Source organism: Arcobacter defluvii (genome assembly GCF_013201725.1).
Taxonomy (GTDB): domain Bacteria; phylum Campylobacterota; class Campylobacteria; order Campylobacterales; family Arcobacteraceae; genus Aliarcobacter; species Aliarcobacter defluvii.
In genome coordinates, this window is sequence record NZ_CP053835.1 from 411,357 (window position 1) to 437,683 (window position 26,327).

Annotated in this window: 24 protein-coding genes; 11 read left to right on the top strand and 13 right to left on the bottom strand. The window is 27.4% G+C overall.

Going from position 1 to position 26,327, the window contains the following annotated elements:
* Window positions 1-10: 10 nt before the first annotated feature.
* Both ADFLV_RS02175 and prpB read right to left on the bottom strand, forming a co-directional pair.
* Window positions 11-1,120, bottom strand: a complete 1,110-nt coding sequence (locus ADFLV_RS02175) for a citrate/2-methylcitrate synthase (protein WP_014473137.1) — start codon at window positions 1,118-1,120, stop codon at window positions 11-13.
* A gap of 49 nt (window positions 1,121-1,169) precedes the next feature.
* Complete coding sequence (prpB, locus tag ADFLV_RS02180) at window positions 1,170-2,054, bottom strand: methylisocitrate lyase (RefSeq protein WP_014473138.1); 885 nt, start codon at window positions 2,052-2,054, stop codon at window positions 1,170-1,172.
* A gap of 174 nt (window positions 2,055-2,228) precedes the next feature.
* On the opposite strand from prpB, the gene ADFLV_RS02185 reads away from it, so the two are divergent.
* Together ADFLV_RS02185 and ADFLV_RS02190 are read left to right on the top strand one after the other, a co-directional pair.
* Window positions 2,229-3,206, top strand: coding sequence for a hypothetical protein (locus ADFLV_RS02185; RefSeq protein WP_014473139.1), 978 nt, complete (start codon window positions 2,229-2,231; stop codon window positions 3,204-3,206).
* 9 nt (window positions 3,207-3,215) lie between these two features.
* The gene (locus tag ADFLV_RS02190; protein ID WP_129010362.1) at window positions 3,216-4,142 is read left to right on the top strand and encodes a D-2-hydroxyacid dehydrogenase; all 927 of its coding nucleotides are present in this window, start codon (window positions 3,216-3,218) and stop codon (window positions 4,140-4,142) included.
* Here ADFLV_RS02190 and ADFLV_RS15195 read toward each other — a convergent pair.
* From ADFLV_RS15195 to ADFLV_RS02200, 3 genes are read right to left on the bottom strand one after another with little or no spacing between them, the layout of a single operon-like run.
* Window positions 4,132-4,263 (bottom strand): hypothetical protein, encoded by a 132-nt coding sequence (locus ADFLV_RS15195; RefSeq protein ID WP_268812257.1) that lies wholly within the window; start codon window positions 4,261-4,263, stop codon window positions 4,132-4,134. The two genes, ADFLV_RS02190 and ADFLV_RS15195, sit on opposite strands and share 11 nt — an antisense overlap.
* A complete protein-coding gene (locus tag ADFLV_RS02195) occupies window positions 4,263-5,294 on the bottom strand; it encodes an OmpA family protein (protein ID WP_129010363.1) in 1,032 nt (343 codons plus the stop codon). Before ADFLV_RS02195 ends, ADFLV_RS15195 begins: the two co-directional genes overlap by 1 nt.
* A gap of 6 nt (window positions 5,295-5,300) precedes the next feature.
* The gene (locus tag ADFLV_RS02200) at window positions 5,301-6,521 is read right to left on the bottom strand and encodes a MotA/TolQ/ExbB proton channel family protein (protein ID WP_014473143.1); all 1,221 of its coding nucleotides are present in this window, start codon (window positions 6,519-6,521) and stop codon (window positions 5,301-5,303) included.
* A 159-nt stretch (window positions 6,522-6,680) separates the two neighbouring features.
* Between ADFLV_RS02200 and ADFLV_RS02205 the strand changes: the two genes are divergently transcribed.
* The 9 genes from ADFLV_RS02205 (at window position 6,681) to ADFLV_RS02245 (ending at window position 15,937) form a co-directional block, all read left to right on the top strand.
* The gene (locus tag ADFLV_RS02205; protein WP_129010364.1) at window positions 6,681-7,958 is read left to right on the top strand and encodes a L,D-transpeptidase; all 1,278 of its coding nucleotides are present in this window, start codon (window positions 6,681-6,683) and stop codon (window positions 7,956-7,958) included.
* Between the two features lie 69 nt (window positions 7,959-8,027).
* A complete protein-coding gene (locus ADFLV_RS02210) occupies window positions 8,028-8,630 on the top strand; it encodes an EF-hand domain-containing protein (protein ID WP_129010365.1) in 603 nt (200 codons plus the stop codon).
* Window positions 8,631-8,747: 117 nt separating this feature from the next.
* Window positions 8,748-9,539, top strand: coding sequence for an RNA polymerase sigma factor (locus ADFLV_RS02215; protein ID WP_129010366.1), 792 nt, complete (start codon window positions 8,748-8,750; stop codon window positions 9,537-9,539).
* 74 nt (window positions 9,540-9,613) lie between these two features.
* Window positions 9,614-9,934, top strand: a complete 321-nt coding sequence (locus tag ADFLV_RS02220; RefSeq protein WP_129010367.1) for a hypothetical protein — start codon at window positions 9,614-9,616, stop codon at window positions 9,932-9,934.
* Window positions 9,935-10,019: 85 nt separating this feature from the next.
* A complete protein-coding gene (locus tag ADFLV_RS02225) occupies window positions 10,020-10,847 on the top strand; it encodes an AraC family transcriptional regulator (RefSeq protein WP_129010368.1) in 828 nt (275 codons plus the stop codon).
* Window positions 10,848-11,008: 161 nt separating this feature from the next.
* Entirely contained in the window at window positions 11,009-13,108 is a 2,100-nt protein-coding gene (gene recQ, locus ADFLV_RS02230) for a DNA helicase RecQ (RefSeq protein ID WP_129010369.1), read from the top strand.
* An 81-nt stretch (window positions 13,109-13,189) separates the two neighbouring features.
* A complete protein-coding gene (locus ADFLV_RS02235) occupies window positions 13,190-13,396 on the top strand; it encodes a fimbrial protein (protein ID WP_014473149.1) in 207 nt (68 codons plus the stop codon).
* A 1-nt stretch (window position 13,397) separates the two neighbouring features.
* Window positions 13,398-13,754, top strand: coding sequence for an ArsR/SmtB family transcription factor (locus ADFLV_RS02240; protein WP_129010370.1), 357 nt, complete (start codon window positions 13,398-13,400; stop codon window positions 13,752-13,754).
* A gap of 2 nt (window positions 13,755-13,756) precedes the next feature.
* Window positions 13,757-15,937 (top strand): heavy metal translocating P-type ATPase, encoded by a 2,181-nt coding sequence (locus ADFLV_RS02245; protein ID WP_129010371.1) that lies wholly within the window; start codon window positions 13,757-13,759, stop codon window positions 15,935-15,937.
* Window positions 15,938-15,946: 9 nt separating this feature from the next.
* On the opposite strand, the gene ADFLV_RS02250 is transcribed toward ADFLV_RS02245, so the two are convergent.
* From ADFLV_RS02250 to ADFLV_RS02285, 8 genes are all read right to left on the bottom strand, one after another.
* A complete protein-coding gene (locus tag ADFLV_RS02250) occupies window positions 15,947-16,510 on the bottom strand; it encodes an HPP family protein (protein WP_014473152.1) in 564 nt (187 codons plus the stop codon).
* A 97-nt stretch (window positions 16,511-16,607) separates the two neighbouring features.
* Window positions 16,608-17,720 carry a glycosyltransferase gene (locus ADFLV_RS02255; RefSeq protein ID WP_014473153.1) on the bottom strand — a complete coding sequence of 371 codons (1,113 nt, stop codon included), beginning with the start codon at window positions 17,718-17,720 and terminating at the stop codon, window positions 16,608-16,610.
* A gap of 59 nt (window positions 17,721-17,779) precedes the next feature.
* Window positions 17,780-18,271, bottom strand: coding sequence for a YgjP-like metallopeptidase domain-containing protein (locus ADFLV_RS02260; protein ID WP_129010372.1), 492 nt, complete (start codon window positions 18,269-18,271; stop codon window positions 17,780-17,782).
* 35 nt (window positions 18,272-18,306) lie between these two features.
* The gene (locus tag ADFLV_RS02265; RefSeq protein ID WP_014473155.1) at window positions 18,307-20,331 is read right to left on the bottom strand and encodes a dynamin family protein; all 2,025 of its coding nucleotides are present in this window, start codon (window positions 20,329-20,331) and stop codon (window positions 18,307-18,309) included.
* Entirely contained in the window at window positions 20,331-22,682 is a 2,352-nt protein-coding gene (locus ADFLV_RS02270) for a dynamin family protein (RefSeq protein WP_129010373.1), read from the bottom strand. The genes ADFLV_RS02265 and ADFLV_RS02270 overlap by 1 nt, the downstream gene beginning before the upstream one ends.
* A gap of 96 nt (window positions 22,683-22,778) precedes the next feature.
* Window positions 22,779-23,510 (bottom strand): fumarate reductase iron-sulfur subunit, encoded by a 732-nt coding sequence (locus tag ADFLV_RS02275; RefSeq protein ID WP_014473157.1) that lies wholly within the window; start codon window positions 23,508-23,510, stop codon window positions 22,779-22,781.
* A complete protein-coding gene (locus ADFLV_RS02280) occupies window positions 23,510-25,495 on the bottom strand; it encodes a fumarate reductase flavoprotein subunit (protein ID WP_014473158.1) in 1,986 nt (661 codons plus the stop codon). Before ADFLV_RS02280 ends, ADFLV_RS02275 begins: the two co-directional genes overlap by 1 nt.
* Window positions 25,495-26,295 (bottom strand): fumarate reductase cytochrome b subunit, encoded by an 801-nt coding sequence (locus ADFLV_RS02285; protein ID WP_014473159.1) that lies wholly within the window; start codon window positions 26,293-26,295, stop codon window positions 25,495-25,497. The genes ADFLV_RS02280 and ADFLV_RS02285 overlap by 1 nt, the downstream gene beginning before the upstream one ends.
* Between the last annotated feature and the right edge of the window lie 32 nt (window positions 26,296-26,327).

Genomic DNA, 26,327 nt, shown 5'->3' on the forward strand with positions numbered 1-26,327 from the left:
GAAAATAAAATTATTTTCTATCTTCTAAAGAAACAAATGCTCTTGGCTCAGGTCCAGTATATTCAGAACTTGGTCTGATAATTCTGTTATTTGCTCTTTGTTCAAATGCATGAGCTGCCCATCCAGCTGCTCTTGACATAATGAATAAAGGTGTATAGTATAATCTTTCGATTTCCATATAGTGGTAAATTAATCCACCAAAGAAGTCGATATTATCTGGTAAACCTTTATCAGCTTTTACTTTGTCTCTAATTGCTTTTGCAATATCAAATAGTTTTGGATCAGAAGTTTCTAATTCTCTTAATTCTGAAGCTAATTCAAAACCTACTGGAGATCTTGGGTCTAAGTTTCTATAAACTCTATGTCCAAATCCCATGATTTTTTCTTTTTTTGCAAATAATTCATCAACTGATTTTAATGCGTGTTCAACATTATCAAATTGTAATACAAATTTGATAGCAACTTCGTTAGCTCCACCATGTAAGTGACCTTTTAAAGTTCCAATTCCAGTTGTCATACAAGAATAAATATCTGATAATGTAGAAGCTGTAATTCTATTTGCAAATGTAGAAGCATTAAATTCATGCTCTGCATATAAAGTTAACATTGCATTCATAGCTTTAACTTCAACTGCTTTTGGTTTAGTTTCTTTTAATCTTTCTAAGATATAACCAGCAATTGTAGTTTCTTCAGAAATTAAATCAATTTCTTTACCATGTTTATGCCAGTGATGCCAGTAAACTAAAAATGATGGGAATGCACCTAATAATCTAATGATTTTTGCCATTTGATCAGAAAAATCTTCTGCTTCTGGTTCAACACAACCTAAAGCAGAAGTTGCAGTTTTCATAACATCCATTGGATGAGAAGAAGCTGGAATTGATTTTAATACGTTTTTAACGCTAATTGGTAATTCTCTTCCTGCAATAATTTTTCTTCTGAAGTCTTTTAATTGTGCTTTATTTGGTAATTCACCAACTAATAATAAGTATGCAACTTCTTCAAAATCTGCTTTTAAAGCTAAATCTGCAATATCATATCCTCTATAATTAAGTCCATTTCCTAATCCACAAGTACAAATTGCTGAAGTTCCAGCTGTAACACCTGCTAATCCACCCATATTTTCTCCTTAGTTTTATTTATTCAAATTTTATTTTAAGTAAAGCTAATTATTTAGCTTTACCTTTTGAAAATAATTCATCCATTTTTTGCTCATAAGCATGGTAATTTAACATATCGTATAATTCCATTCTTGTTTGCATTGTTCCTAGAACACCTTCTTGTGTACCTTTTTCTTTTAATTCTTGATATACAGTTAAAGCAGCTTTATTCATCGCTCTGAATGCTGATAATGGATATAGAACCATTGAAATACCAACTGAAGCTAATTCTTCTGTTGTAAACATTGGAGTTGCACCAAATTCAGTAATATTTGCTAATACTGGAACTTTGATTACATCTGTAAATTCTTTATATTCTTTTAAAGTGTGAATTGCTTCAGCAAAAATCATATCTGCACCAGCTTCAACATAAGCTTTTGCTCTATCAATTGCAGCTTGTTGACCTTCACTTGCGTGAGCATCTGTTCTAGCAATAATTACAAACTCAGGGTCAAGTTGCATTTTAGCATCTACAGCAGCTCTAATTCTATCGCACATTTCTTCTGTTGAAACTAATTCTTTATTTGGTCTGTGACCACATCTTTTAGCAGCAACTTGATCTTCAATATGAAGTCCAGCAGCACCATATCTGATGAATTCTTTAACAGTTCTTGCAATATTAAATGCATGTCCCCAACCAGTATCAGCATCCACGATTAATGGTGTATCACAAATAGAAGTAATTCTTCTAATATCAATACATACATCTTCTAACATTGTCATACCTAAGTCTGGTAAACCATAAGAAGCGTTTGCAATACCTCCACCTGATAAATAGATAGCTTTGTGTCCAGCTCTTGTAGCTTGTAATGCTTGATAAGCATTAATTGTTCCTACGATTTGTAAAGGAGACTCTTCTTTTAAGGCTTCTCTAAATTTTTTTCCTGCGCTCATACACATCCTTTAAATTTAAGTTGACTGTCATTATACATAATTTAGACATTCAAGTAGTGTATTATTTTTGAAACAGAAAATACAATTTCTTTTAAAAATATAGTCAAATGTACAAAAGTTGCTTTTTTTATAAAAAATGGTACAATAATACAAATATTAAATATAAGGTTTACTATGAATTATAAAAATTCAATTGAAAAATTTATAGAAATTTTTAAAAGATCAAACTTAAGTATTTCTAAATTTGCTTCTATGATAAATAAAGATAGAAGGACTGTAACATCGTGGATTGATAATGTTACAGATATAGAACCAAATAAAGATATAAAAGAAAAAATTTGTCAAATTTTTAGGTATCCTGATTATATTTGGGAAGAGGGGTGTAATGGTGAAGAGTTCTTAAAATCAATTACACAAATACCACAAAAAGAAGTAAGAATTATAGATGAAGATTATTATGGAAGATTAAAATACATTATGGAAATGGAAAAAAATAGAAGATTTGTTATTCAAGCACAATTTCCAGGACCAATGTACAGAGATTCTGCTGTACAAAAAGTGTACAAATCAACAACTAGCACAGAGATTGAAGAGTTAAAACAAGCAAGAATTGATCAAATGTTAAGATATGATTATGACACAACTGAATGGTATTCTATTAAATCAATATTATCTTTTTGTTTTGCAATTATTGGAAATTTTTATACTAAAGAAGAAAAGATAAAAATTTTAGAATTGATTTATGAACTTTTTAATAATAACTATAATAAAAAACTTTTTTTATTTGATTCTTACTCAAGAAAAATTTATGGAATGGAAACAACATATATTTCAATAAATGTAAAACAAAAAGTATTATTCTTTAAATCACCAATTGAATCAGTTTTTATTGAAATTAGAAATAAATCTTTAGTTGAAAGAATGCATAAGTATTATAGTTCTCCTATTGAGGCTCCTTCTCACGTAAATTTTTTAGAATCAGTTAAAATTATAAAAATATTACAAGATGCTTTGAAATATGGTAATGACATAAAACAAGCATATGAAACAATAAATCGTGAAACAAATTATGGTGAACTTTTTTATAATAATCTTAGTGTTGATTTACAAAAAGAAGTAACTCCACCAAAAGCAGGTCAAAGAAGAAATTAAAGGATAAATATGAAAATAGTAATTTTAGATAGAGCAACTTTAGGATTTGATATTGATGTATCAATTTTTGAAAAATATGGAGAAGTTACTTCTTATGATGTAACAAAAAACGAAAAAACGAAAGAAAGAATAAAAGATGCAGATATTGTTCTTACTAATAAAGTTGTTATTGGTAAAGATGAAATGGATGATTCAAATGTAAAACTTATTTGTATAACTGCAACAGGAACAAATAATGTAGATTTAGTTTATGCAAAAGAAAAAGGAATAGAAGTGAAAAATGTGGCTGGATATTCAACTTCAAGTGTTGTTCAAGTTGCTTTTTCTATGATTTTTTATTTTGTTCAAAAATTAAATTATTACAAAACTTATGTAGATGAGGGAAAATGGCAAAAATCAAAAATTTTTACTCATATAGATAAACCATTTTATGAACTTGATAAAAAAAGAGTTGGAGTTATAGGACTTGGTGAAATAGGACGAAATTTAGCAAAAAAATCACGAGCTTTTGATTGTGAAGTAGTTTATTATTCAACAAGTGGAAAAAACGCTAATAGTGAATATAAACAAGTAAGTCTTGATGAGTTACTAAAAACAAGTGATATTATCTCTATTCATGCACCATTAAATGAAAATACAAAAGATTTATTAAATTATGAAAATATGAAAAATATGAAAAAAGGTGCAATTTTACTAAATCTTGGTCGTGGTGGAATTATCAATGAAAATGATTTGGCAAAACTTATAGATGAAAAAGAGATTTATTGTGGGATTGATGTTGTAAATAAAGAACCAATTGAAGAGTCAAATCCACTTTTAAAAGTTAAAAATAAAGATAGACTTTTATTAACTCCACATATTGGTTGGGCAAGTATTGAAGCTAGAACAAGACTTGTAGAAATGGTTGCTCAAAATATAGAAGAGTTTATTTTCTAAAGAAAAATCTGAAAAGTTTTTGAAAAAAAGATAATCTCTTTTTTTCAATCTTTTCTTTTACTTCTTTTGATAACTCTTCTAAATTTCTTGGTTCATAAAGGTGTTTTTTTGATATTTCCATTATTTCTTCTCACCTAAATAGTTTTGAATTTCTCTTATAGCTTCTTCATTTTTTATTGTAAATTTAATCTCTATTCTTCTTGAGGCATCTTTATCTTCAACACCATTTTTATCTAAAATTAAATCAGATGATGAACGCCCACTAGAATTTACATAAGTTGATAAAAGATTTTTATCTATGATATTAGAATCATATAAAAACTGCATAACTGCATGTGCTCTTTGTTGAGATAATGAAAGATTTGAAAGATATGTTCCATCACTATTAGTATGTCCTTCAATAGTGATACTTTCAATATATTTTTTCATCTCTTTATCACCAAGTAAAGTATTCAAATATTTTTTCAAAGTATTACTTAACTCTTTTTTTGCATTTTCTTTTAAAATATAAGAGTTTTGGTCAAATAAAATATTTGAAGAGAATTTTATAGCTCCACTTTTTTCATCAATATTTATTGATTTTCCTAGTTTCTCTTTTAGTTTTGCAATAACTGTTAATTTTATACCTGTTAAGTTTTTGATTTTTAATTTTGCTATATCAAACTCTTCAACCATTTTTTGATGAATTTGTGTTTGAACTAATAACTTATCAGCAAGCATAGTTAATTCTTCATCTTTTAAACTTATCATATTTGTTTTTTCAGTTAATTCTGCTGATAATTTTTCATTTTTATCTTTTTCATCTTTTACATTTAATTCATACTCTAAAAGTAAAGCTTTTAATTTTTCTATTTCTGCAAGATTTAAAGAGATTTTATTATCTTTATCTTTTAGTTCAGATGCTGCTTTATCTAAATCACTTTTTGTTGTTTCATATAGATTTTTTGCTTTTGCCAATTCATAAAAAAGTTTAGATTTTGCCTCTTCACTTGAGTTTAAAGCTGCTTTTTCTTTTTCTAAATTACTTTGTGTATAAACATATTTTATTACAATAGCTCCAATTACTAAGATGAATACAAAAAGTAATCCAGCCATCAAATCAGCATAAGATATCCAAAAGTTTTCATCATTTTTTTGCTCTTTATTGTACATTTTTTACTACTTTGATATTTCTTTAAATTCTTTAAAATCTTTTATGATTTTTGTAGTTTCTTCATCAATCAATTCAAGAGAGTTTTTTAATCTATTTTCAATATTTTCATCATACTCTTCTAAACCTTTTTTGAATTTCCATTCAACTTTTTCCATATCAGCTTTCATAGTTTCAATACTTTTTACAATATTTGTATAGATTGCTTTTAGATTATCAGAACTTAAATTACCCATATGAGAATTTAGTTTTTCTATATTTGCATTTAATAATTCTGCATTTAAAGCATATAAATCTTTTTGTTTTTCAAAACTTTTTATTGTTGTTTGCATATTTAAAGTCATATCTTTTAACATAATTGATAATTTCTCATTATTATCAATATTTTCTGCAATTTTAGAAGATAAAATCAACTCTTTTTTCAAAATTTCTTCTAAAACTTCAAATCTGTGTTCAATTGAAGAATTAATATTATCTAAAATATCACTTGATGTTAATTGATTAAATACTTCACTCATTTTTGTAAAATTATCTAAATTACTTTTTATATGGATTGATTCGATATCAACTTTTGTCCAGAAAAAATGTTTAGTATTTTCTTTAATTACAAATGTATCATGATCAAATCTACTCATCCCAATTTTTTCAAAGAATATCCACCAAATTGATAAAAAAATACCATAAATAGAAACATAAAATGCAGTACCAACTCCACCTAAAAGCTTTGAAATTTCACCTTCTAATGCACTTGTTGTTCCAGATGTAAAATCAGGCATACTAAGAGCAATAGAGATAAAAGTTCCTAAAATCCCTAATGTTGGGAAAATTCCTGATGCAATTGAAGAAAAGTTTGTATTTCTTATGTTACTTGTGTAATCTTTTAAAAAGTCATCTACACTTCCATTTGCTTTTGTTGTTTCACCAATAGTTAATAAATTTTTATTGATATACTCTTTTAAATTAAAAGCTAACTCATAATATTGTGTTCTAAACTTACAAGAAACATAATATGCATTATGTTTTACAAAAAATAGATAAATAAAAAATATAAAACCAATTAAAACAACACTATGAATCTCTACTTTCAAAGGAAAATATCCCAAAAAACACAATAAAATAATTGCAAATAAAGCAGCAGGCACAGTAAGTAGTGTAAAAATCCTAGATTGAGGTTTACAAGTCGTGTAAAATTTTGAATTTAGTTCAATAAAATCATCATCTGTGAACATGAACATTCCTTATAATGTTAATTAATATAAAACTGGAAGTTTAGCATATTATTATATTAAAAGGTAAATTTTTTATAACTAAAAATAACATTATAAATAAATTTACAACAATTAAAAGGTAAAATACTAAAAAACAAAGAAAGAATAAAAAGTAATATTATGCTAAAAAATATTTTAACTCTATTATTTATCACATCATATATTTATGCTTCAGAAGAAAAATATACTATTTCAGTTTGTGTAACTTCTAATCTTGAAAATGCACTTGTATGTAAAAAAAGAATTTTTGACAAAATGCAAGGAGATGTTTTTATCGTAAAAGATAAAAAAGAAAAATTTCATACATATTTAAATATTTATAATAATAAAGAAGAAGCACTTATTGCTATTAAATCAACTTCATCTTATGTAAAAAAACAAAAACCTTATGTGAAATTATTAGAAAATGAAGTTTTGTTTTCTAAATCAAAAAACAAAATATTTATTGATTTAAATAATCCAATTAAACCTATTGTTGAAACAATTGTTGTAAAAAAAGAGAATATTGCTGATATAAAAGAAGAAAAAAAAGAAGAGAAAAAATTTAAAGAAGAATTTCCCTTAGTTTCAGTTGTTCCAAATATGGAAGAGTTAAAACTTGTAGGTTCTTATCCTTTTCCTGAAGGAAAAAAATTTGTAGATGATGATGTGATTATAGAAGAAAAACCTGAGATAAAAGAAGAACCAATTCAAAAAGAAGTTGTTTTAGAAGAAAAAAATGATGTTTCAGATGAAACACCATATGAAGAAGAAATAAGACAAATTAGTATGGATGAATTTGATAAAGCTTATGAAGAGGAAGAAAATAAAGTTCAAAAAATAACAAAAAGTTATGAGAAAATAAAACCAGTAAAAAAAGAGATAAAAAAAGTTAGTTTACCAAAAGAGAAAAAAGAAAAGGTAGATTATAGTTCAAATGTTTTAGATTATCAACAGCTGATAATTGAGGTTGATTCTGTAACAAATTATATGACAGTAAAAGCTCAAATAAATGACCATTTACAAAAAATAAAAACATATAGAGTTTCAACTGGGAAAAAAGATGTAAAAAAACCATTTGGGGTTGGAAAAATTTCTCAGATTTCTTTAAATCCAGTTTGGTATCCAACCGCTGATACAATAAAAAGTTTTAGAAAAAGAGGAATTTATCTTCCTTCTGTTGTACCTCCTGGAGATAAATACAACTATATGGGAGCTGCAAAAATAAATCTTACACATATTGTTGATGGGAAAAATACTTTTAGAATACATGGTACTTTAAATGAAAAAACAATAGGAACTAATGAATCAGCAGGATGTATAAGAATGAAAAATAGTGATGTTTTACAACTTGCAAATTTAATAAATGATTTTGCAAGTATGAAAAGTATGGATAAAGTAAAAGTTGTTTTGAAGTGATAATTTGAGTTATGAAGATTATATTAAATAAAGAGTAGAATCAAATATCAAAATATAAAGGATAAGATTATGCAAAATATGTCAAAAATGATTAGATTAGGTTTAGTAGTTGCTGGTACTTTATCAGTTATAACAAGTAGTGTTATTGCCGAAGATTTACCAAATCGAGGTCCAATAGAATTTTCAACTTATGATATAAATAACGATGGATTTGTAAGTGAAAAAGAGTTTAATGAAATAAGAGAAAAAAGAATGGAGCAAAAAGCATCAGCTGGAATGCCTATGAAAAATGCAATCAATGCTCCTGATTTTACTTCTTTAGATACAAATAAAGATGGAAAATTAACTGAACTTGAGTTATTAAAAGGTCAAAATAAACAAATGCAACTTAACCAAGGAAATAGGGGAATGGGGCAAGGAATAAATGGTAAAGGTATGGGAAAAGGTTACAATATGCCAGCATTTGAAAGTTTTGATTTAAATAATGATGGAAAAATCAGTGAAAAAGAGATGGAAGAAGTTAGAGAAAAAAGAATGGAACAAAAAGCATCTGAAGGAAAAATGATGAGAAATATTGGTAATCAACCAATGTTTTCAGACATAGATACAAATAATGATGGAAATATAACTAAAGAAGAGTTCTTAAATCATCAAATGAAACAAAGACAATAATTTTATATTGAGGGTGTTTTTTTATGCCCTCAATATTTTTTATTCTTATATAAATACTAACTCAACCTATGCTAATATCCCAACCAAAATTATAAACTCAAATATAAAAAAGAATATATGAAAAAAATAACAGAAGAATTTATAGCAAAACATCAGCCTTATTTATATAATTTGGCTTTACGATTAGTTTATTATAAAGAAGATGCTTTAGATTTAACAAACGATGTTTGGATTAAAATTATTGAAAGTATTGATACTTTTGAAGAAAAATCTGAGTTTAAAACTTGGGCTTATCGTATTATGATTAATTGCTTTTTAAATCAAAAAAGAAAATATAGAGACCTTACTTTTGAGAATTTTGCTAATACAATGGATAATTTAAAAAACTCTATGTTATCAGATGAATATGATGAACCTTTCAAACAACTTTTGATTGAAGAGGCAAAAATTGGATGTATGAGAGGAATGCTTTTGTGTTTAAATCCTGAACAAAGAGCAATTCTAATTATTGGAGATATTTTTGAAATAAATAGTGATATTTCAAGTGAAATATTTTCTATTTCTAAAGAAAATTTTAGAAAAAAATTATCTCGTGCAAGAAGTGATTTGTATAATTTTATGAACAATCATTGCTCACTTATAAATAAACAAAATTCTTGTAAATGTGAACAAAAAACAAAAGCATTGATTGAAAAAGGTTATGTAAATCCTAAGAACATAGAGTTTTTTGCAAGTTTCCAAAATACAATTAAAAATACTATAAAAACAAAATCAAATAATCTTGATTTAACTATGGAAAAACTATATAAAGATTTATATCAAGAACATCCTTTTTACGAAAGTGATATAAAAATATTTGCAATAAATATACTAAAAAATGAAGAAATTAAAGAAATATTTGAATTATAGTGTCACACAATATTTTTTAATGTGTCTAAATATAAAGAGATAGAAATATCTTAATATATTAAAAGGAGTCACTTATGACACAATTAAAAAACATTAGTAATTTTGTAGGAATGGAGTTTGCTACATTCAAACTAAAAGAGGGAATTACAGAAGAAACTATGCTTCAAATAATAAACGAAGTTGATAAAAATTTTTTACAAAAAGAAGAAGGTTTTCTAGGTCATTGCACATTAAAAGGAAATGATGGTGTTTATGCAGATGTTGCTTTTGCAACGACACAAGAAAAAGCACAAGAAATTTGTGCTAAATGGATGGAAAATGACTTGGCTTTGAAATATATAGAACTTATTGATGAATCAAGTGTAAATATGACATTTTGGAATAGAATTAAGTAATACTATATAATATAGCAATAGTGGAGTAGTTTTAATTTTTAAATCTTAATACAATTTCTATACAAAAGAGTTTGAAAGAGAGCATATGAGTAAGATGGTAAAAGATGATTATATTCAAAGTGTGTGTAGAGTCATTTTGTATATTGAGCAAAATTATAATAGTGCTTTAAATCTTGAGGAATTATCGAAGGTTGCTAGTTTTTCTAAATACCATTTTCATAGAATTTTTAAATCAGTTGTAGGTGAAAGTATAGGTAATTATATTAGAAGAGTTAGGTTATCAAATAGTACTTTACAGTTTAAAACAAATCAAAAAATTACTCAAATTGCAATGAACTGTGGATATGAAACCAATGCTTCTTTTTCAAAAGCTTTTAAAAAGCATTTTGGAATAACTCCTAAAGTATTTGCCAAAAATGCAAAATTAAAAAGAGGAAATAAAATGTTAGAGCCAAAAATAGTAAAGCTAGAAGATATAGAGATTTTGTATGTAAGAAAAACAGGTGAATATACAAAATGTAGTATTAAAGCATGGGAAACTCTTATAAATTTTGTGAGCAAAGAATATTTTATAAGAGATGATGTCATGATGTTTGGAATAGGGCATGATAATCCACATGTTACTGATGCAGATAAACTAAGATATGATGCTTGTGTTTCTTGGGTTGATAAAACAATTCAAACAAAAGGTGAAATTCAAAGTAAAATAATAGATGGTGGCAAATATGCTGTATTCTTACATAAGGGCGATTATATAAAGTTGATTAATACATATGATGGTGTATCAAATTGGATTGTTGAAAGTGGAGTTAGATTAAGAGATTTGCCTATTTTTGAAAAATATTTGAATAAGAATCCAATTACTTGTAATAAAGATGATTTAAGAACGGAGATTTATATTCCAATTATTTGATAATTGGAATATAAATCACTTTATCCTAATATTCTGAAAAGCATCTTTTTAGAAGTATTTATATTAGATTTTATATCAAAACCATTTAATATATAAGCTCTAATTTTTTTAATATTGATGACTGTGATATACCCTTAATTCAAACTATGTTACCATCCTAAATGAATAAAAAATACCAAATACTAAAAGATATTTTCGGACACGAGCAGTTTAGAAGCTTTCAAGAAGAGGTTGTTGATTGCATTATTAACAAACAAGATGTTTTGACGATTTTACCAACTGGTGGTGGAAAATCACTTTGTTATCAACTTCCTACACTTCTTATGGATGGAACTACTGTTGTAATTTCTCCTCTTATTGCACTTATGCAAGACCAGATAAAAGCTTTGAATGATTTGAATATTAGTGCCGAAATGATAAGTTCAGCAACTTCAAATGATGAAAATAGTTTCACTCTTCAAAAGCTTTTAAATGGCGAGTTAAAATTTATTTATGTGGCACCTGAAAGGTTCACTTCAAATGAGTTTGTAGCAGTTTTACAGCGAATAAATATAAACTATTTTGTAATAGATGAAGCCCATTGTGTTTCTGCTTGGGGTCATGAGTTTAGGGCTGAGTATAGAAATCTCGATAGATTAAAAAGATTTTTTCCAAATACTGCAATTTGCGCATTTACTGCAACTGCTACAAAAAAAGTTGAAGCTGATATTGCTTCCTCTTTGAACTTGCAAAATCCTAGACATTTTAGAGCAAAAACTGTAAGAGATAATCTTGATATAAAAGTAGAACCACGAATTGCAAATGGGAAAACTCAAATATTAAATTTCCTAAAAACCCACAAAGGTTTATGTGGGATTATTTATACTTTCACAAGAAAAGAAGCTGAATCAACAGCTGAGTTTTTAAGTGAAAGTGGATATAGCGCAAAAGCTTATCATGCAGGACTTAGTAATGATAGAAAAAATGAAGTTTTTAATGATTTTGTATATGAAAAAATAGATATTGTGGTAGCAACAATCGCTTTTGGTATGGGAATTGATAAATCAAATATCCGTTTTGTAATACATACTTCATTGCCTAAAACCCTTGAAAATTATTATCAAGAAATAGGAAGAGCTGGTCGTGATGGTGAAATGTCTTATGTTTATATGCTTTATTCAAAATCTGATGAGGTAAAAAGAAAAATCCAAATTGAAGAAGCTATAGATAATGCTTACAAACAAACTGGACTTGATAAGTTAGAGTTTATGTATAGATATTGTGTGAGTAATAATTGCCGTCATAAGATGATTGCAGGTTATTTTGAAGATGAGATAGAAGCTTGTAAAACTCTATGTGATAACTGCACAAAAGGTGAAGTGGATCAGGTTGATGTGAGTGTGGATGCTCAAAAACTTCTAAGTGCCATTTATAGAAGTGAACAAAGATTTGGATTAAATCATATTATTGATATTTTACGTGGTTCAAAAAATCAAAAGTTATTAGATTTTGGACATGATAAACTAAGCGTTTATAATCTAGGAATTGATAAAAGCAAAAATGAGTGGATAGCAATTGCAGATAAATTAATAGATATTCAAGCACTTACTTTAGGGGAATTTCGAGCCTTGAAAATAAGTTCTTTAGGTTTAGAGATTTTAAAAGGTAAAGAAAAACTTTTTATTGATAGTGATAAACTAGGAATTGCTTCAAAAATCCAAGAAGAAGAGACTGAGTTAAGTTTTGATGAGCTAATTTATGAAAGATTCAGAACCTTACGAAGAGAGATAGCATTAGAACATGAAATTCCAGCTTATGTGATATTTGGAGATAAAACTTTAAAAGAGTTTGCCCTAAAGTTGCCAATTACAAAAGATGAAATGTTAAATATAAATGGCGTTGGTCTTGTAAAATATGAAAAATATGGAGAGACTTTTTTAAATTTATGCAAAGAGATAAAAGATGAATTTAAAGAAAAACTTGAACAAAAAGAGCCTTTAAAGAAACTAACAAAAACATATCTTGAAACTTATGAACTTTTAAATGAAGGAAAAAGTGTAGAAGAGATAGCCCAAATTAGAGATTTAGGATTAACTTCTGTTCTAGGTCATATTTCAGTTTTGACTGAACATGAAAAAATCTCAAAAGAGAAAAAAGAAGAGTTATTAAAACCCCTTGAAATTCCTTTAAATATAAAAGCTTGGATAGAAGAGGGAACAAAACTTGAAAGTTTAAAAGAGTTAAGACAATATTTGTATTTGTATGAATATTTATCAAAATAATTCATAAATTAGACTTGACAATAAATATATCATATGATAATATCTTCATATGATAAAATTAACATATAAAATGGAGTAATTATGAAAAAAACATTTAAAGCAAAAAATATCTCTTGCATGAAATGTGCAAACTTGATAAAAGGTTCTTTAGAAGATGATTTTGGAGCAATTGAAGTTAACTTAGAATCAAGTCCAAAAGAAGTTACTGTTAATATAGAAAATGAAGAACAAGAAGCAAATTTTAAAGCAGAAATGAGTTCAATCGGATTTGAAATTATAGAAGAGTAATATGAGTAATTCGAAACAACTTATTCGTTCTTGTTGTGAAGATGTAAGTTATATTTGTGATATAGAAAAAAAATTACCAAATGAGGGTGAACTTACCCAATTAAGCAATATTTTTAAAGCACTAAACGATCCCATTCGTGTAAAAATTTTATTTGCTCTTTTAGAATATGAAATTTGTGTGGGAGAGATGGTGAATTTATTGCAAATCCCTCAATCTCATGTTTCCCATCAACTCAGAATTTTAAGAAAATATGGAATTGTTGAGTTTACAAAAGATAAAAAAATGTCTTTTTATTATATAAAAAATGAGTATATAAAAACATTATTGATACTTGCGCAAAAGGGCATAAAGGAATAAAAATGTCTAAAGAAAAAATCAATCTAAATATTTCAGGAATGACTTGTGTAAACTGTTCAAATGGAATAGAGAAGGTTGTTGGAAAAATGAAAGGTTTAGAGTCTTCAAAAGTGAGTTTCGCTTCAAATGAGGGTGAGTTTTATATAAATACAGAATTTTTAGATAAACAAAGCCTAATCAATAAAATAGAAAAGTTAGGTTATGGAGTTGAAGAAAATTTAGAAGCTTTAGAAAAAAGTAAACTAAAAGCATACAATGAACTAAAAAGAGTATTTATACTTAGTGCTAGTATTGCTGTGATTATGTTTTATTTTATGTTTTTCCCACTTGAAAATGTGCAAGTAAATCAATATGTAATGTTTGCACTAGCTACAGTTGTGCAGTTTTATGCGGGAGCTAGATTTTATAATTTGGCGTTTAAGGCTTTGAAAAACAAAAATTACGATATGAATGTTTTAGTTGCTCTTGGGACAAGTGCTGCTTATTTTTATTCTGTTTTTGTAGTTTTATTTCCCTCTTTATTTCCTGAACATTTAAGATTTATCTATTTTGATGGAGCGGTTGTAATTATCACTTTTATACTTTTAGGGCGATTACTTGAAGAGCGTTCAAAAGCAAAAGCAACAGATTTTCTGAAAAAACTTATGGATTTAGCTCCTTTAAATGCAACTTTGATTTGTGAAGATGGAAGTTATAAAACTATTTTAGCAACACAATTAAAAGTGGGAGATAAAGTTCTTATAAAATCAGGAGAAAAAATATCAACAGATGCAATAATAAAAAAAGGAAGTGCAGATATTGATACTTCGATGCTTACTGGTGAATCAATGCCTGTATATAAAACAATAGGTGATGAGGTAATAGCAGGAACTTTAAATACCTCAGGTGTTATTGAAGTTGAAGTTTTAAAAGAGTCAAAAGATACAACCCTTTCTAAAATTGTTGCTCTTTTAAGTACAGCTCAAAGTAAAAAACTTCCTATTAGTAGATTTGCAGATAAGGTTGCAAATATTTTTGTACCAACTGTTATAGTTATTTCAATTGCTACTTTTTTGATTTGGTTTTTTATCATAGGCGATGCAATGGACGCAATATTAGCTTCTATTTCTGTTTTGATTATCTCTTGTCCTTGTGCTTTAGGTTTAGCAACTCCAATTGCAATAGTTAGTTCAGTTGGAAAAGGTGCACGTGAGGGAATTTTGATAAAAAATCCAGAAATACTTGAACTTATAAAAGATATAAAATATGCAGTTTTTGATAAAACAGGAACTTTAACAACAGGAATTATAAGTGTTAAAGATGCTTTGTATGAAGAGTCATTTTTAGATATCTTAGCTTCACTTGAAACACAAAGTGAACATCCTATTTCAAAAGCTGTGGTAAATTTTGCTAAGGCAAAAAATCTAGCTTGTGACAAAATATTTACAGATATTCAAATCATCGCAGGACAAGGAATAAGTGCAAATTTTGAAGATAAAAAAGTATTGATTGGAAATCTTGATTTTTTAGAAAAAAATGAAGTTTTATTAGAAAATAAATATTTAGAGTTTTACAATAAATCACTAGAGGAAGGAAGTGGAGTTATTCTAGCTTCATTTGATAAAAAATGCGTTGCAGTTTTTGCCTTGGCAGATACGATAAAAGAGGGTGCTAAAGAGTTAATAGAAAATTTAAAAGCAAAAGATATAACACCTATTTTATTAACAGGTGATAATAAAACTACAGCAAATAGTGTAGCTCAAAAATTAGGAATAGAAAAAGTATATGCACAAGTCCTTCCTGATGAAAAATATAAAGTAATCATGGAACTTCAAAAAGAAGCAAAAGTTATGTTTGTAGGTGATGGAATAAATGATTCCCCTTCAATCAAACAAGCAGATATTGGAATCACACTAAATTCAGGTTCTGATATAACTAAAGATGCAGGAGATATAATACTTATTAACAATGAGTTAAGTGCTGTTTTAAAAAGTATAAATTTATCAATTGAGTCAATGAAAATCATAAAACAAAACCTATTTTGGGCATTTATTTATAATGCTGCTGGTATTCCCTTAGCAGCTGGATTATTTTATCCCATACTTGGTGTAATGCTAAGTCCAATGTATGCTGGAATTGCTATGAGTTTTTCTTCTGTAACAGTTGTATTAAACTCTTTGAGATTAAAATTTAAAAAGATTTAAAGATAAATTTTAATCTTCACTAAACCATTTTTTACTAAAGTCTTTTAAAGATTCAGGATAATATCTATGTTTTGGGATATTGTTTACAACAAGAGCAATAATTAATAAAAGAAATGCTCCTGTTGTAACAGGATATAAAACATATAAAAATCCTAAACTATGAATCTTCTCACTTCCAATAACTGCAATTAAAGCAGTTGCACCTCCTGGTGGATGTAAAGTTAGAGTTAATTGCATAATCAAAATAGAAGTTGCAACAGCAAATGCAGAAGCTAATAGTAGATTTTGAGAAAAAAGTTTAAATGATATTACTCCAATAATTGCTGATAAAATATGTCCACCTATTAAATTCCTTGGTTGTGCTAAAGGTGAATTAACAGCTCCATAAACTAAAACAGCACTTGCTCCAAAAGAGCCAATAACTAAACTTAAATCTTTATCATCTAAAACGTCACGATGAAAAAAAGAGATAGCTAAAATCCCAATAAATGAACCAATCCATGACCAAATAAGGTTTGATTTTTCCATAGGTTCTGAGTTTATTTTTTTGAATTGTTTAAAAAATTTTTGCATTTACAAACTTTATAAATAAAATAAAAGTGATGTTATCAAAAAGTTTAAAGTATATAAATGATTTGAATCAAGATAGATTTATAAGAAGAAAATCTTCTTATAAAATATTTAATTGGTGGGCTAAATCAGCTGCAATTCTTTCATAATTTCTAACTGATAAAAGGCGATTTTGTCCATTTTGACCTACTTTGGCAACTTCGTCTTTTGATAAATTTATGATTTGTTCAAGTTTTTTTCTAATTGAATCTTCATCAAAATTTGTGAACCAAGCACTTATGTTGTCTTCAAAAATTGAAGTATTATTTTCATTATTACTCATAATACAAGGAATTGCACTTGAATAATAATCTAAAACTTTCATTGGTGTTGAAGAGTTAAATAAAGCAATATCAGGTAATGTTGCTATCCCAACATCAGCTTTTGCAATCAGTTCAAGAAGTTCATCTCTATTTGTTGCATTATAAACTTCAATATTATTAGATAAATTTTCAAAATCTTCTAGTAATTTTTCTAAATATTCAGGGTCTTTTGTCGAAATCATAAGTTTATAATTTGAACTATTTATATTGCTAAACGCTTCTAAAATAATTTCAAATTCTCTTAATTTATCCAAAGTTCCTGCATAAAAAAATCTTTTTTCACTACTTTCATGCTGAATATTTTCGTGTAAATTATCAGGATCAATTGCTGATGGAATTACAAAACTTCTTGTTTTTACATCTTTAAAATAGTCATCTTTCATTTGAAATGATGTTGGTAAAAATATATCACATTTATTAATCAAACTTATTTCTGTAAATGTTTTGATTTTATTGCTTATTACATCAAATAGTGTTTTTTTATTGTTAGCTTCATCTGTTTGCAGTTTTGCTATTCGTTTTGGAAAAGAGAGTCTAAATCCAACTTTGAAGTTGTAGTTTTGTTTTTTATCCAAAACTTCTTTTAGTAAATCTGTATTGTTTCTTATGACAACAAATTCAAACTTTTCAAGATTTATTCCAGCTTTTTGTAACTCTTCTAAAATATTATTTTGGAATTTTTTAGGAATAATTATTCTTCCATTTTCTTCAAATTCAATATTTTCTTTTGTATTTGAAAAAAAAGTTGTATTTATATCAAAATGTTTTGTTAAATATTTTTGAAATAAAGGACCAATAAAACTATGATCAGAGTATTCATCTTGATCCGTAATGTATAAAAAATTGCTCATTTTAACTCCTTTAAATTTTCATAAAATTTTAGCAGTTAAAAATCGCAAGAAAAAAGCATTTAATAAATTTTTCCAAATAAATCAATATGAGTTAAATAAACTCTTAGATCAAATTCAACTTGATGATAAGAAGGCATGACAAATGTACAAAGATTATAAAAAGCTTTATCATGCTCTCTTTCTTTAAAGTGTGCAAGTTCATGTACAACTATCATTTCTAAAAACTCTTCAGGCATATTTTTAAAAATAGTTGCAACTCTTATCTCATTTTTTGATTTTAGTTTTGAACCTTGGACTCTTGAAACTATTGAGTGCATGCCTAGTGCATTATTTATAACATTTATTTTTCCATCATACATTACTTTTGAAACTTGATATTTTTTGAAATAATCATTTTTGAAATTCATTACATAATCATATAAAGCTTTATCGTTTGTATAAGTGTGAGTATTTGGATATTTTGTTTTTATATAAGAAGTAAGTTTATCTTTTTCTATTAAAGTTTGTACTTGTTCTTGTAAGTGTTTTGGATAATGATTTAAATATTTCATAAAGGATTATACCAAAGAGAAACAAATAAAGAGGATTAAATTCCCTCTTTAATATTTTCTAAATCTTTGATTTTATCTAGATATTGCTCTTTTTTTGATGTTACAAATTTGATTCTATCTTCATTTATTTCAAGATATTGTTCTTTAGAATATTTGATAATTTTAAATAAATAGTTTCTTTTTGAAGTTAAAAAGTCTTCAATTTTTTCAAATCCAAAATTCGCTTTTAATTTTGCCACAATTTCATCTTCTCTTGGATGTGAAATTGCAAATCTTGAAGGTTCTTTTTTATATAACTCCTCTGATTCAAATATTTGTTGTTCAAAGTGAGCGATAGTTGCTTGAGTTGTTTGAATGTAAGAATAAGATAAAGCACCATTAAAGTATGCGAATTTTTTTCTTAAAGCTGAAATATTTTCTAAAATTGCAGTATGATATGCTCTTAACACATTTTCATAAACTTTAGCTGCAAAGTGTCTTGTATTTGAGAACTCAAAATCAGAAGCAATTTCTCTATGTTTTCTTATTAATTCATAAGGTTCTTGCCATTTTGAAACTTCATTTTTTATGATATTGTAACCTTCTCTAAATGCATCATCTGTATTTAATTCTATGTTTTTAAGAAGTTTTATTGATCTTTTGAACATTTTATCTACAGTTTGGTCATCATAAAATAGTGATTTATAAACAGCATCTGAATCAATCCAAAAAGTTTCATAAGAGAATTTTTCTATTTTTTCACCTAAAAAACCTTTTGATTCTTCAAATCTAAAAGCTTTTCTACGTTTGATATTTTTATATGTTTCGTGGGCAATTTTTTCCATAATTGATTCTAAAGAATTATAAATATTAAATAATTCTTTAGAGTATCTTTTATGAATATTTTCAAAGTGTTCAATTACTTTTGGTTCACAAGATTTTAACACTTCAAGTAGAGCATCATAAACTTTTGTAATTGTTTCATACTCTTTTACTAAAATTTCACAAATACCTTTTAAATCTTTTTTAATAGCAAACTCTTTAGCTTCTGCTGCTTGTGGTCTAATAGTGTTATTTATAAATTCTAATACATCTTGAATATTTGAATCTTCTAAAAGTTTTGTATTTGTTGTTGCATCTGAGTTTTGAATTGAGTGAATTTTATTTTTATAATCTTTAAAACTATTTTCAAAAAAATCTAAATCATCAACATTTTTTTCAAGTAAATCTTTTTTGAATTGAGTAACTATTTTTGTATATTCATCTTCAATCAAAATATCTTTTTGTTGAGCTCTTGATTCAAGTGCCATCCTTGCAGAAATTGGTACAACTTTCGCAAAGAATTTTGAAAACTTATCACTTACATATTTTGTTGTAGTTTCAACTTGTTCAGGAGTTAATTTATCTTTTTGATTTAAAACACATAAAGATTTATTTTTGAAGTGTTGCATATACTCTTCTAAAACTTCAGCTTCTGATAGTTTTCCTGCATTATCAATAAGTGTTAACCAAATAATTCCACCAACATCTCTTAAAACTTTTCTAGTTGTTTCTGTATCACTTTGAGATTGAGAGTTTAATCCTGGCGTATCAACAAATGAAATATCTTTTAAAATATCCATAGGAGCATAAAGAGTTAGATATTTTATGTCTTTCATCTCATGTTGTCTTTGATCTGTAAAATCAGCAATACTTTCAATTGGTGCAAATTCTTGAGCACCTGAATAATAAGTGATTTTTAGTTTATACTCTTCGCCATAGTTTATAAAGTTTACTTTTGAAGTTACAGGTGTAATTCCTGTCGGTAAGATATTTCTTGAAAGTAGGGCATTTAAAAATGTTGATTTACCAGCACTAAATTGCCCAGTAATTGCAACTTCCATAGGATAACGTGCACGTCTAATTTGTTTATTTAAAATATTTTTCAGCTGATTTGATGGGAAAAACTTTTCATCAAGAAGTTTATTTTGAACCTTTTTTATATCACCAACTAAACCTTCTTCATAAATAACTTCTTCAATAGAATAAGTTTCTTTATATTCGTTAATAAAACTTTTTAGGATATTTAAATTTGCACTCATTAGTATAATCCTTTTATAGTTGTTGAAATATTTTCAAGTTTTTTAATATTTTTATGTATATCAATTGATAATTGAGCTCTATTTTTATCATTTTCTTCAAATGAATTAATTTGATTTTGAAGTGTTTCTTCATCATTTTTTAGTTTTTGTTCAAATGATTTTAATGGAGCATTTAAAGTAGTAAAAAATGATTCAATTAATAAATTACTTACTTTTTTTGCCTTAGCTTTTATATCTTGGTCTATTGATGAAAATTGATTTGATATTAATACTTCGATTTCTCTATCAAGTTCATTTATTTTTGATTCTTTTGATTTTGAAACAGCTTCAGTTATTTGAGAAACTAGAATTTCATTATTTGAAGTTAAAAATCCTGATTTAAAATCATCTTGGAAAAAACCTCTTGCATCAAAATTTTCATTTTTATGTCCTATTGTAAATCCCATATCATGGTATTTTTGTTCACATTGTTCTCCAATAGTTTGAGATTTTTTGATAAATTTATACCTATAATCTCTAATCACATCAATAATTCCATCTTTAATAGCAGTTTCAACAATAACTTTGATTCTACTATTTTCAGGTCTTTTTTTCGTTTTTTCAAATGAGTATCTAACATCACTTACAACTCTTTGTTTTATAACTGTTTGTAAGTCAATTAGCTCACTTTGTAAAAATGTTTCAAGTGAATCAATATATGATTTTGCATCGTTTTTATAAAAATTAATATCTTCACTCATTGCTTGGAAAATTCTAGTATTTACAGCTTTTTTCTTATTAAATTCTTCTAATTCTTTTTCTAATTCATCTTTTGATTTTGATAAAAGTTTTAATTCATAGTTATAAAATGATGTTTGTTTTTCAACAATTTTTTGTAATTGATTTTTGCAAGATTGAATTACAAGTTCACCTTTTTGTGAGTTTGTTCCAAAAAGTGTTTCTGTTAGATATTTTTCAATCTCTAAAATACCAGTATCTTCAAGTCTAAATCCAGCATCTAATGCTTCTTGAGCTCGTCCTGTTCTATGTAATAAAGCCATTCTTCCAGAAATAGGAATAAATTTGATAGTTTTTAAAATATAATCAAGTTGAGAGTCTTTATTTTGTGCTTTTAATTGTCGCTCAATTGAAGATTTTGTATATTTTATAACTTCATTAAGTTGGTCTTTTGTAACTGTATCAGCTCTTGTTATTACTATTAAAAGTTTAGAAATATTTTGATATAAAACAGCATCAATAATAAAATCAACATCTTTCAACGTAGCACTTTGAGAAACGTTCATAAGATGTAACATCATATCACAAGCAGATATATACTCTTTTGTAATTTCTTCCCTTTGAATAACAGGGTCATCAAGTCCTGGTGTATCAACTATTTCTATACCATCACTTAAAAAATCAAGTTTTGAACCTAATTCTACATATTTTACAAGATTACATTTTTTCCCACTTGCTTCTGCTGATGTATAAGAAGATAAATCTTTTATATCAATTTCATCAAATCTTGAAACAGGTCTTATATAGTTTTTTAGATTATCTCCAAATATTTTATTTGTTTCATCAACAAAATCTTTCATAGATTCAAGTTGAGAAGCTGATTTTATTATTCTTTCCCATTCTTGTTCATTCCAATAATAAACTTTTGCAGTATCAGTTGGATTATGCTTTACAATAGTTAAGTTTGCAGTTTCAGGAACAACAGCACTTCCTAGAATCTCTTTTCCCATTAGTGCATTTAGCATTGTAGATTTACCTGCATTCATAACGCCAGTAATTCCTATAGAGAATTTTTGATTATCTAAATAGTTTTTTGTATTTTCTACTTCTTTTAATATTTCTTCATTTGATATGTTATTTTTAAGTTCAGCAATTAAACTTTCTAAAGTTATTTTTAAATCTTTAAATGAAGATTTGTTTTCTTCATCTATCTCTTCTAATAAATTATGAATTGGATCTTCAGTAATATTAAACTCTTTATCTTCAAATAAAGATAATAATTTATTATAGTGTTCATTATTTATAATATTTTCATTTTTTAAGTATTCAAATGATGAATGTAAAACAGATATATTTTGTTTAGATCTATTTTTTGCAATAGTTTCAATTACATTATGTTGCAAATGATTTAATTCATTAATATTTGAAGGACTTTTTACTTTTATTTGCTGACATAATGTTTTAAAAGATGTAAGTGGTAAAAATTTATCATAATTTTTTCTTGTAGCACTTATAATTAAAGCAAAAATTGTGAATGTTTCATCATTTATTGTTGTTTCAATTGGTTCAACATCTAAATTCTGCTCAAAAGTTATACCGTGATATAATAAAAAGTAGTCATTTACTAAACTCATTTTAAATCCCCCAAAAATATAAAAAGTTAAATATCACTAATGATATTTAACTTTTTATATTTTCTTATTTACGAAGGAGTAAATCCTTCGCAATAATTATCTAAGTGCTACTAATTTTCTTCTTAAGTAAGCGATTTTGTTTTGTAATGGTAAGTGTTTTGGACAATGGTCTTCACAAGCCATTAAAGACATACAACCAAAAATTCCATCATCATCACCGATTAATTCATAGAAATCTTCCGCTGTTCTTTTATCATGTGGGTCAACTTCAAATCTTGCAACTCTGTTTAATCCAACAGGTCCAACAAAGTTTGGTCTCATAAGCATTGTTCCACAAGAAGCAACACAAATACCACACTCAATACATCTATCTAATTCGAATGTTTCATTTGCAACATCTGGATCAATTCTATCTTCTAATTTAGAAATATCTACTTCGTGGTCATTATGAATCCATGACTCAACTCTTTTAGACATTCCATCCATCCATTTACCTGTGTTTACAGATAAATCTTTAATTAATTCAAATGCAGGCATAGGCATTAATTGTAGTTTTCCAGTTGGATAATTTGCAATTAATGTTCTACAAGCTAATGATGGTTTTCCATTTACAACCATACCACAAGAACCACAAATACCTGCTCTACAAACGAAGTCAAAAGATAAATCTGGATCCATTGTTTCTCTAATTTTCATTAAAGCAATGAAAAGAGTCATACCTGGAGTTTCTTCTAATTTATATTCAACAAAGTGAGGTTTTGAAACCTTACTTCTTGGATTAAATTTAAGAACTGATATAGTTATTTCTCTACCTTTTTCGATACTCATTATAAATCTCCTGCTCTTTCGTTTTTCTCTTTATAATTCATTGGTAAGTCAAATGGCATCAATGCATGTTGAATTTCATGTCTATCTTTACCTTCTGCTTGCATTTTTTCAGTAACTTCATCAACTTCTGCTTGTCTTTTTGCAGATAATTCATTTTCAATAATCATACCTTTTGCACCATAACCTCTAAATGCAGGTGGTAATTCCATTGACATAATATCTAATGGTTCGTATGAAATAGTTGGAAGAGTTTGATTTTCATCAGGCCAAGAAGTTAATGTTCTGTTTAACCAGTTAGCATCATCTCTTTTTAAATAATCTTCTCTATAGTGTGCACCTCTAGATTCAGTTCTTTCTAATGCACCTTTAGCAACACAAAGAGCAACTTTTAACATTCTTGGTACTCTATATGCTTCTTCTAATTCTGGATTTCCAACTCTTTCTTTAGATTTAACATTAATATGTTTTGTTTTTTTCAATAAATCTTCAAGCTCATTAACAGCTTCTTCTAAGTGTGGACCATCTCTAAAGATACCAACTTTTTCATCCATTAAGTTTTGCATTCTATTTTTGATTTTGAAAATATCTTCATTTCCATTATAAGATAAAATTTCATCAATGTATTTATTTTGTTTATCTAAGAATTTTTGAACCGTTGCTGTTGGAATATTAACATCATTAGATAAACAATAATCAGCAAAATAGTTACCAATAATCATACCTGCAACAACTGTTTCAGAAACAGAGTTCCCTCCAAGTCTATTAAATCCATGCATATCCCAACAAGAAGCTTCACCACAAGCAAATAATCCTGCTAATTTTTGTGATTCACCAGTTGGTTTAGTTCTAATTCCACCCATTGAGTAGTGTTGCATAGGAAGAACTGGTGCCCATCCTTTTTTACCTTCATCAGCTGGATCTATACCGTTGAAAATCATACAAATTTCTTGTACGTCTCTTAAATTTTTCTCAATATGCTCTCTTCCTAGAATAGAAATATCTAACCATACGTGGTATCCATAAGGAGAAGGAACACCTTTTCCATTTCTAATATGCTCAATCATTCTTCTTGAAACAACGTCTCTTGAAGCTAGTTCTTTTTTCTCTGGTTCATAATCTGGCATAAATCTGTGACCATCAACATCTCTTAAGATACCACCATCTCCTCTACAACCTTCAGTTAATAAGATACCTGATGGTACGATTGGTGTTGGGTGAAATTGAACAGCTTCCATATTTCCTAAAGTTGCAATTCCAGTCTCAAGTGCAATTGCAGCTCCAATACCTTCACAAATTACAGCATTTGTAGTTTGTTTAAATACTCTTCCATATCCACCTGTTGCAATACATGTACCTTTTGCAACATAAGCTTCTAATTCACCAGTAATTAAATCTCTAACAACAGCTCCATAACATCTTCCATCTTCATGAATGATTGATAAAGCTTCTTTTCTATCTCTAATGTCAACATTATTTCTTAATGCTTCATTTGCAACACCAAATAACATTGTATGTCCAGTTGCATCTGCTGTATAACAAGTTCTCCATTTTTTAGTTCCACCAAAGTCTCTTGATGTAATTAAACCATGTCTATCTTCTTCTTCTGTAATAGTCGTTTTTTTAGCATTAATAACTGCTTCTCTTGAACCAGCTTTTACTCTTGACCAAGGAACCCCCCAAGATGCTAATTCTCTAATAGCTTTTGGTGCAGTGTGAACGAACATTCTAGCAACTTCTTGATCACATCCCCAGTCAGAACCTTTAACAGTATCAGCAAAGTGTAAATCTTCATTATCACCATCAGACATTTTTGAGTTACCTAATGAAGCTTGCATACCACCTTGAGCAGCAGCAGAGTGTGATCTTTTAACAGGTACTAAAGATAAAACTATTGTACTTAAACCTTTTTTTTGTGCAGCAACAGCAGCTCTTAACCCTGCTAATCCACCACCAATTACTAACGCATCACAGTAATTAATTTTCATTATGCAATTCTCCCAACACTTTTATTTGTTATATTAAATTCTATCACTTTAGCAGTTGGTTGATATCTTTCTCCAACTGTTCCATTTTTAGCATTTTCCATACCAATTTTCATATAAGCTGCAAGTGAAGCGAATCCTAATACTAAGAAGAATACTGTTAAAGCCCATTTAACTTTTTTAAGTGCTTTTCTTGTTGCTTTTGGATTTTCACCATCAAACCATCCCCATTTAACACATAATCTATAAAGACCAATTGTTCCATGGAATTCAACAGCTAATAATAATAAGATATATAAAGGCCACATATATTCAGACCATACTCTATCTGAACTAGCCATTGGTCCAATTTTATCAGAATGCGTTAAGATTACATAAATATGTACAGATCCTAAGAAGAACATAGCAAAACCAGTGAAGGCTTGTGTAAACCAAAGTTTTGTATCATCATGTCCCATACTTTTTGCATGAGCTTTCATTACTTGAAATTGTTTGAAATTACCAGGTAATTTTCTCATACCAAGAGCAGCATGTACTATAAAAATTACAAATATTACTGCTGCAACTAAAGAAACTAATAAAGGATTTCCTCCCTCAAAAATAAAACTTCCTTCCAAAAGTTTTGTTACAGTGTACATAAAATCTTTCGATACTAATATCGAAGCAACTAACAACATATGTGCCCACATAAATAAAGCTAAGAAACCACCAGTAAAACTTTGAATAAAATCAAGTTTAGCTGGTAATCTACTTTTCTTTCCTTCAACTGTTTTCCCTAAATAACCTTCTATTAGGTCACTCATTTGCTATCCTTTCTGCGATTTTTGATTTTTTT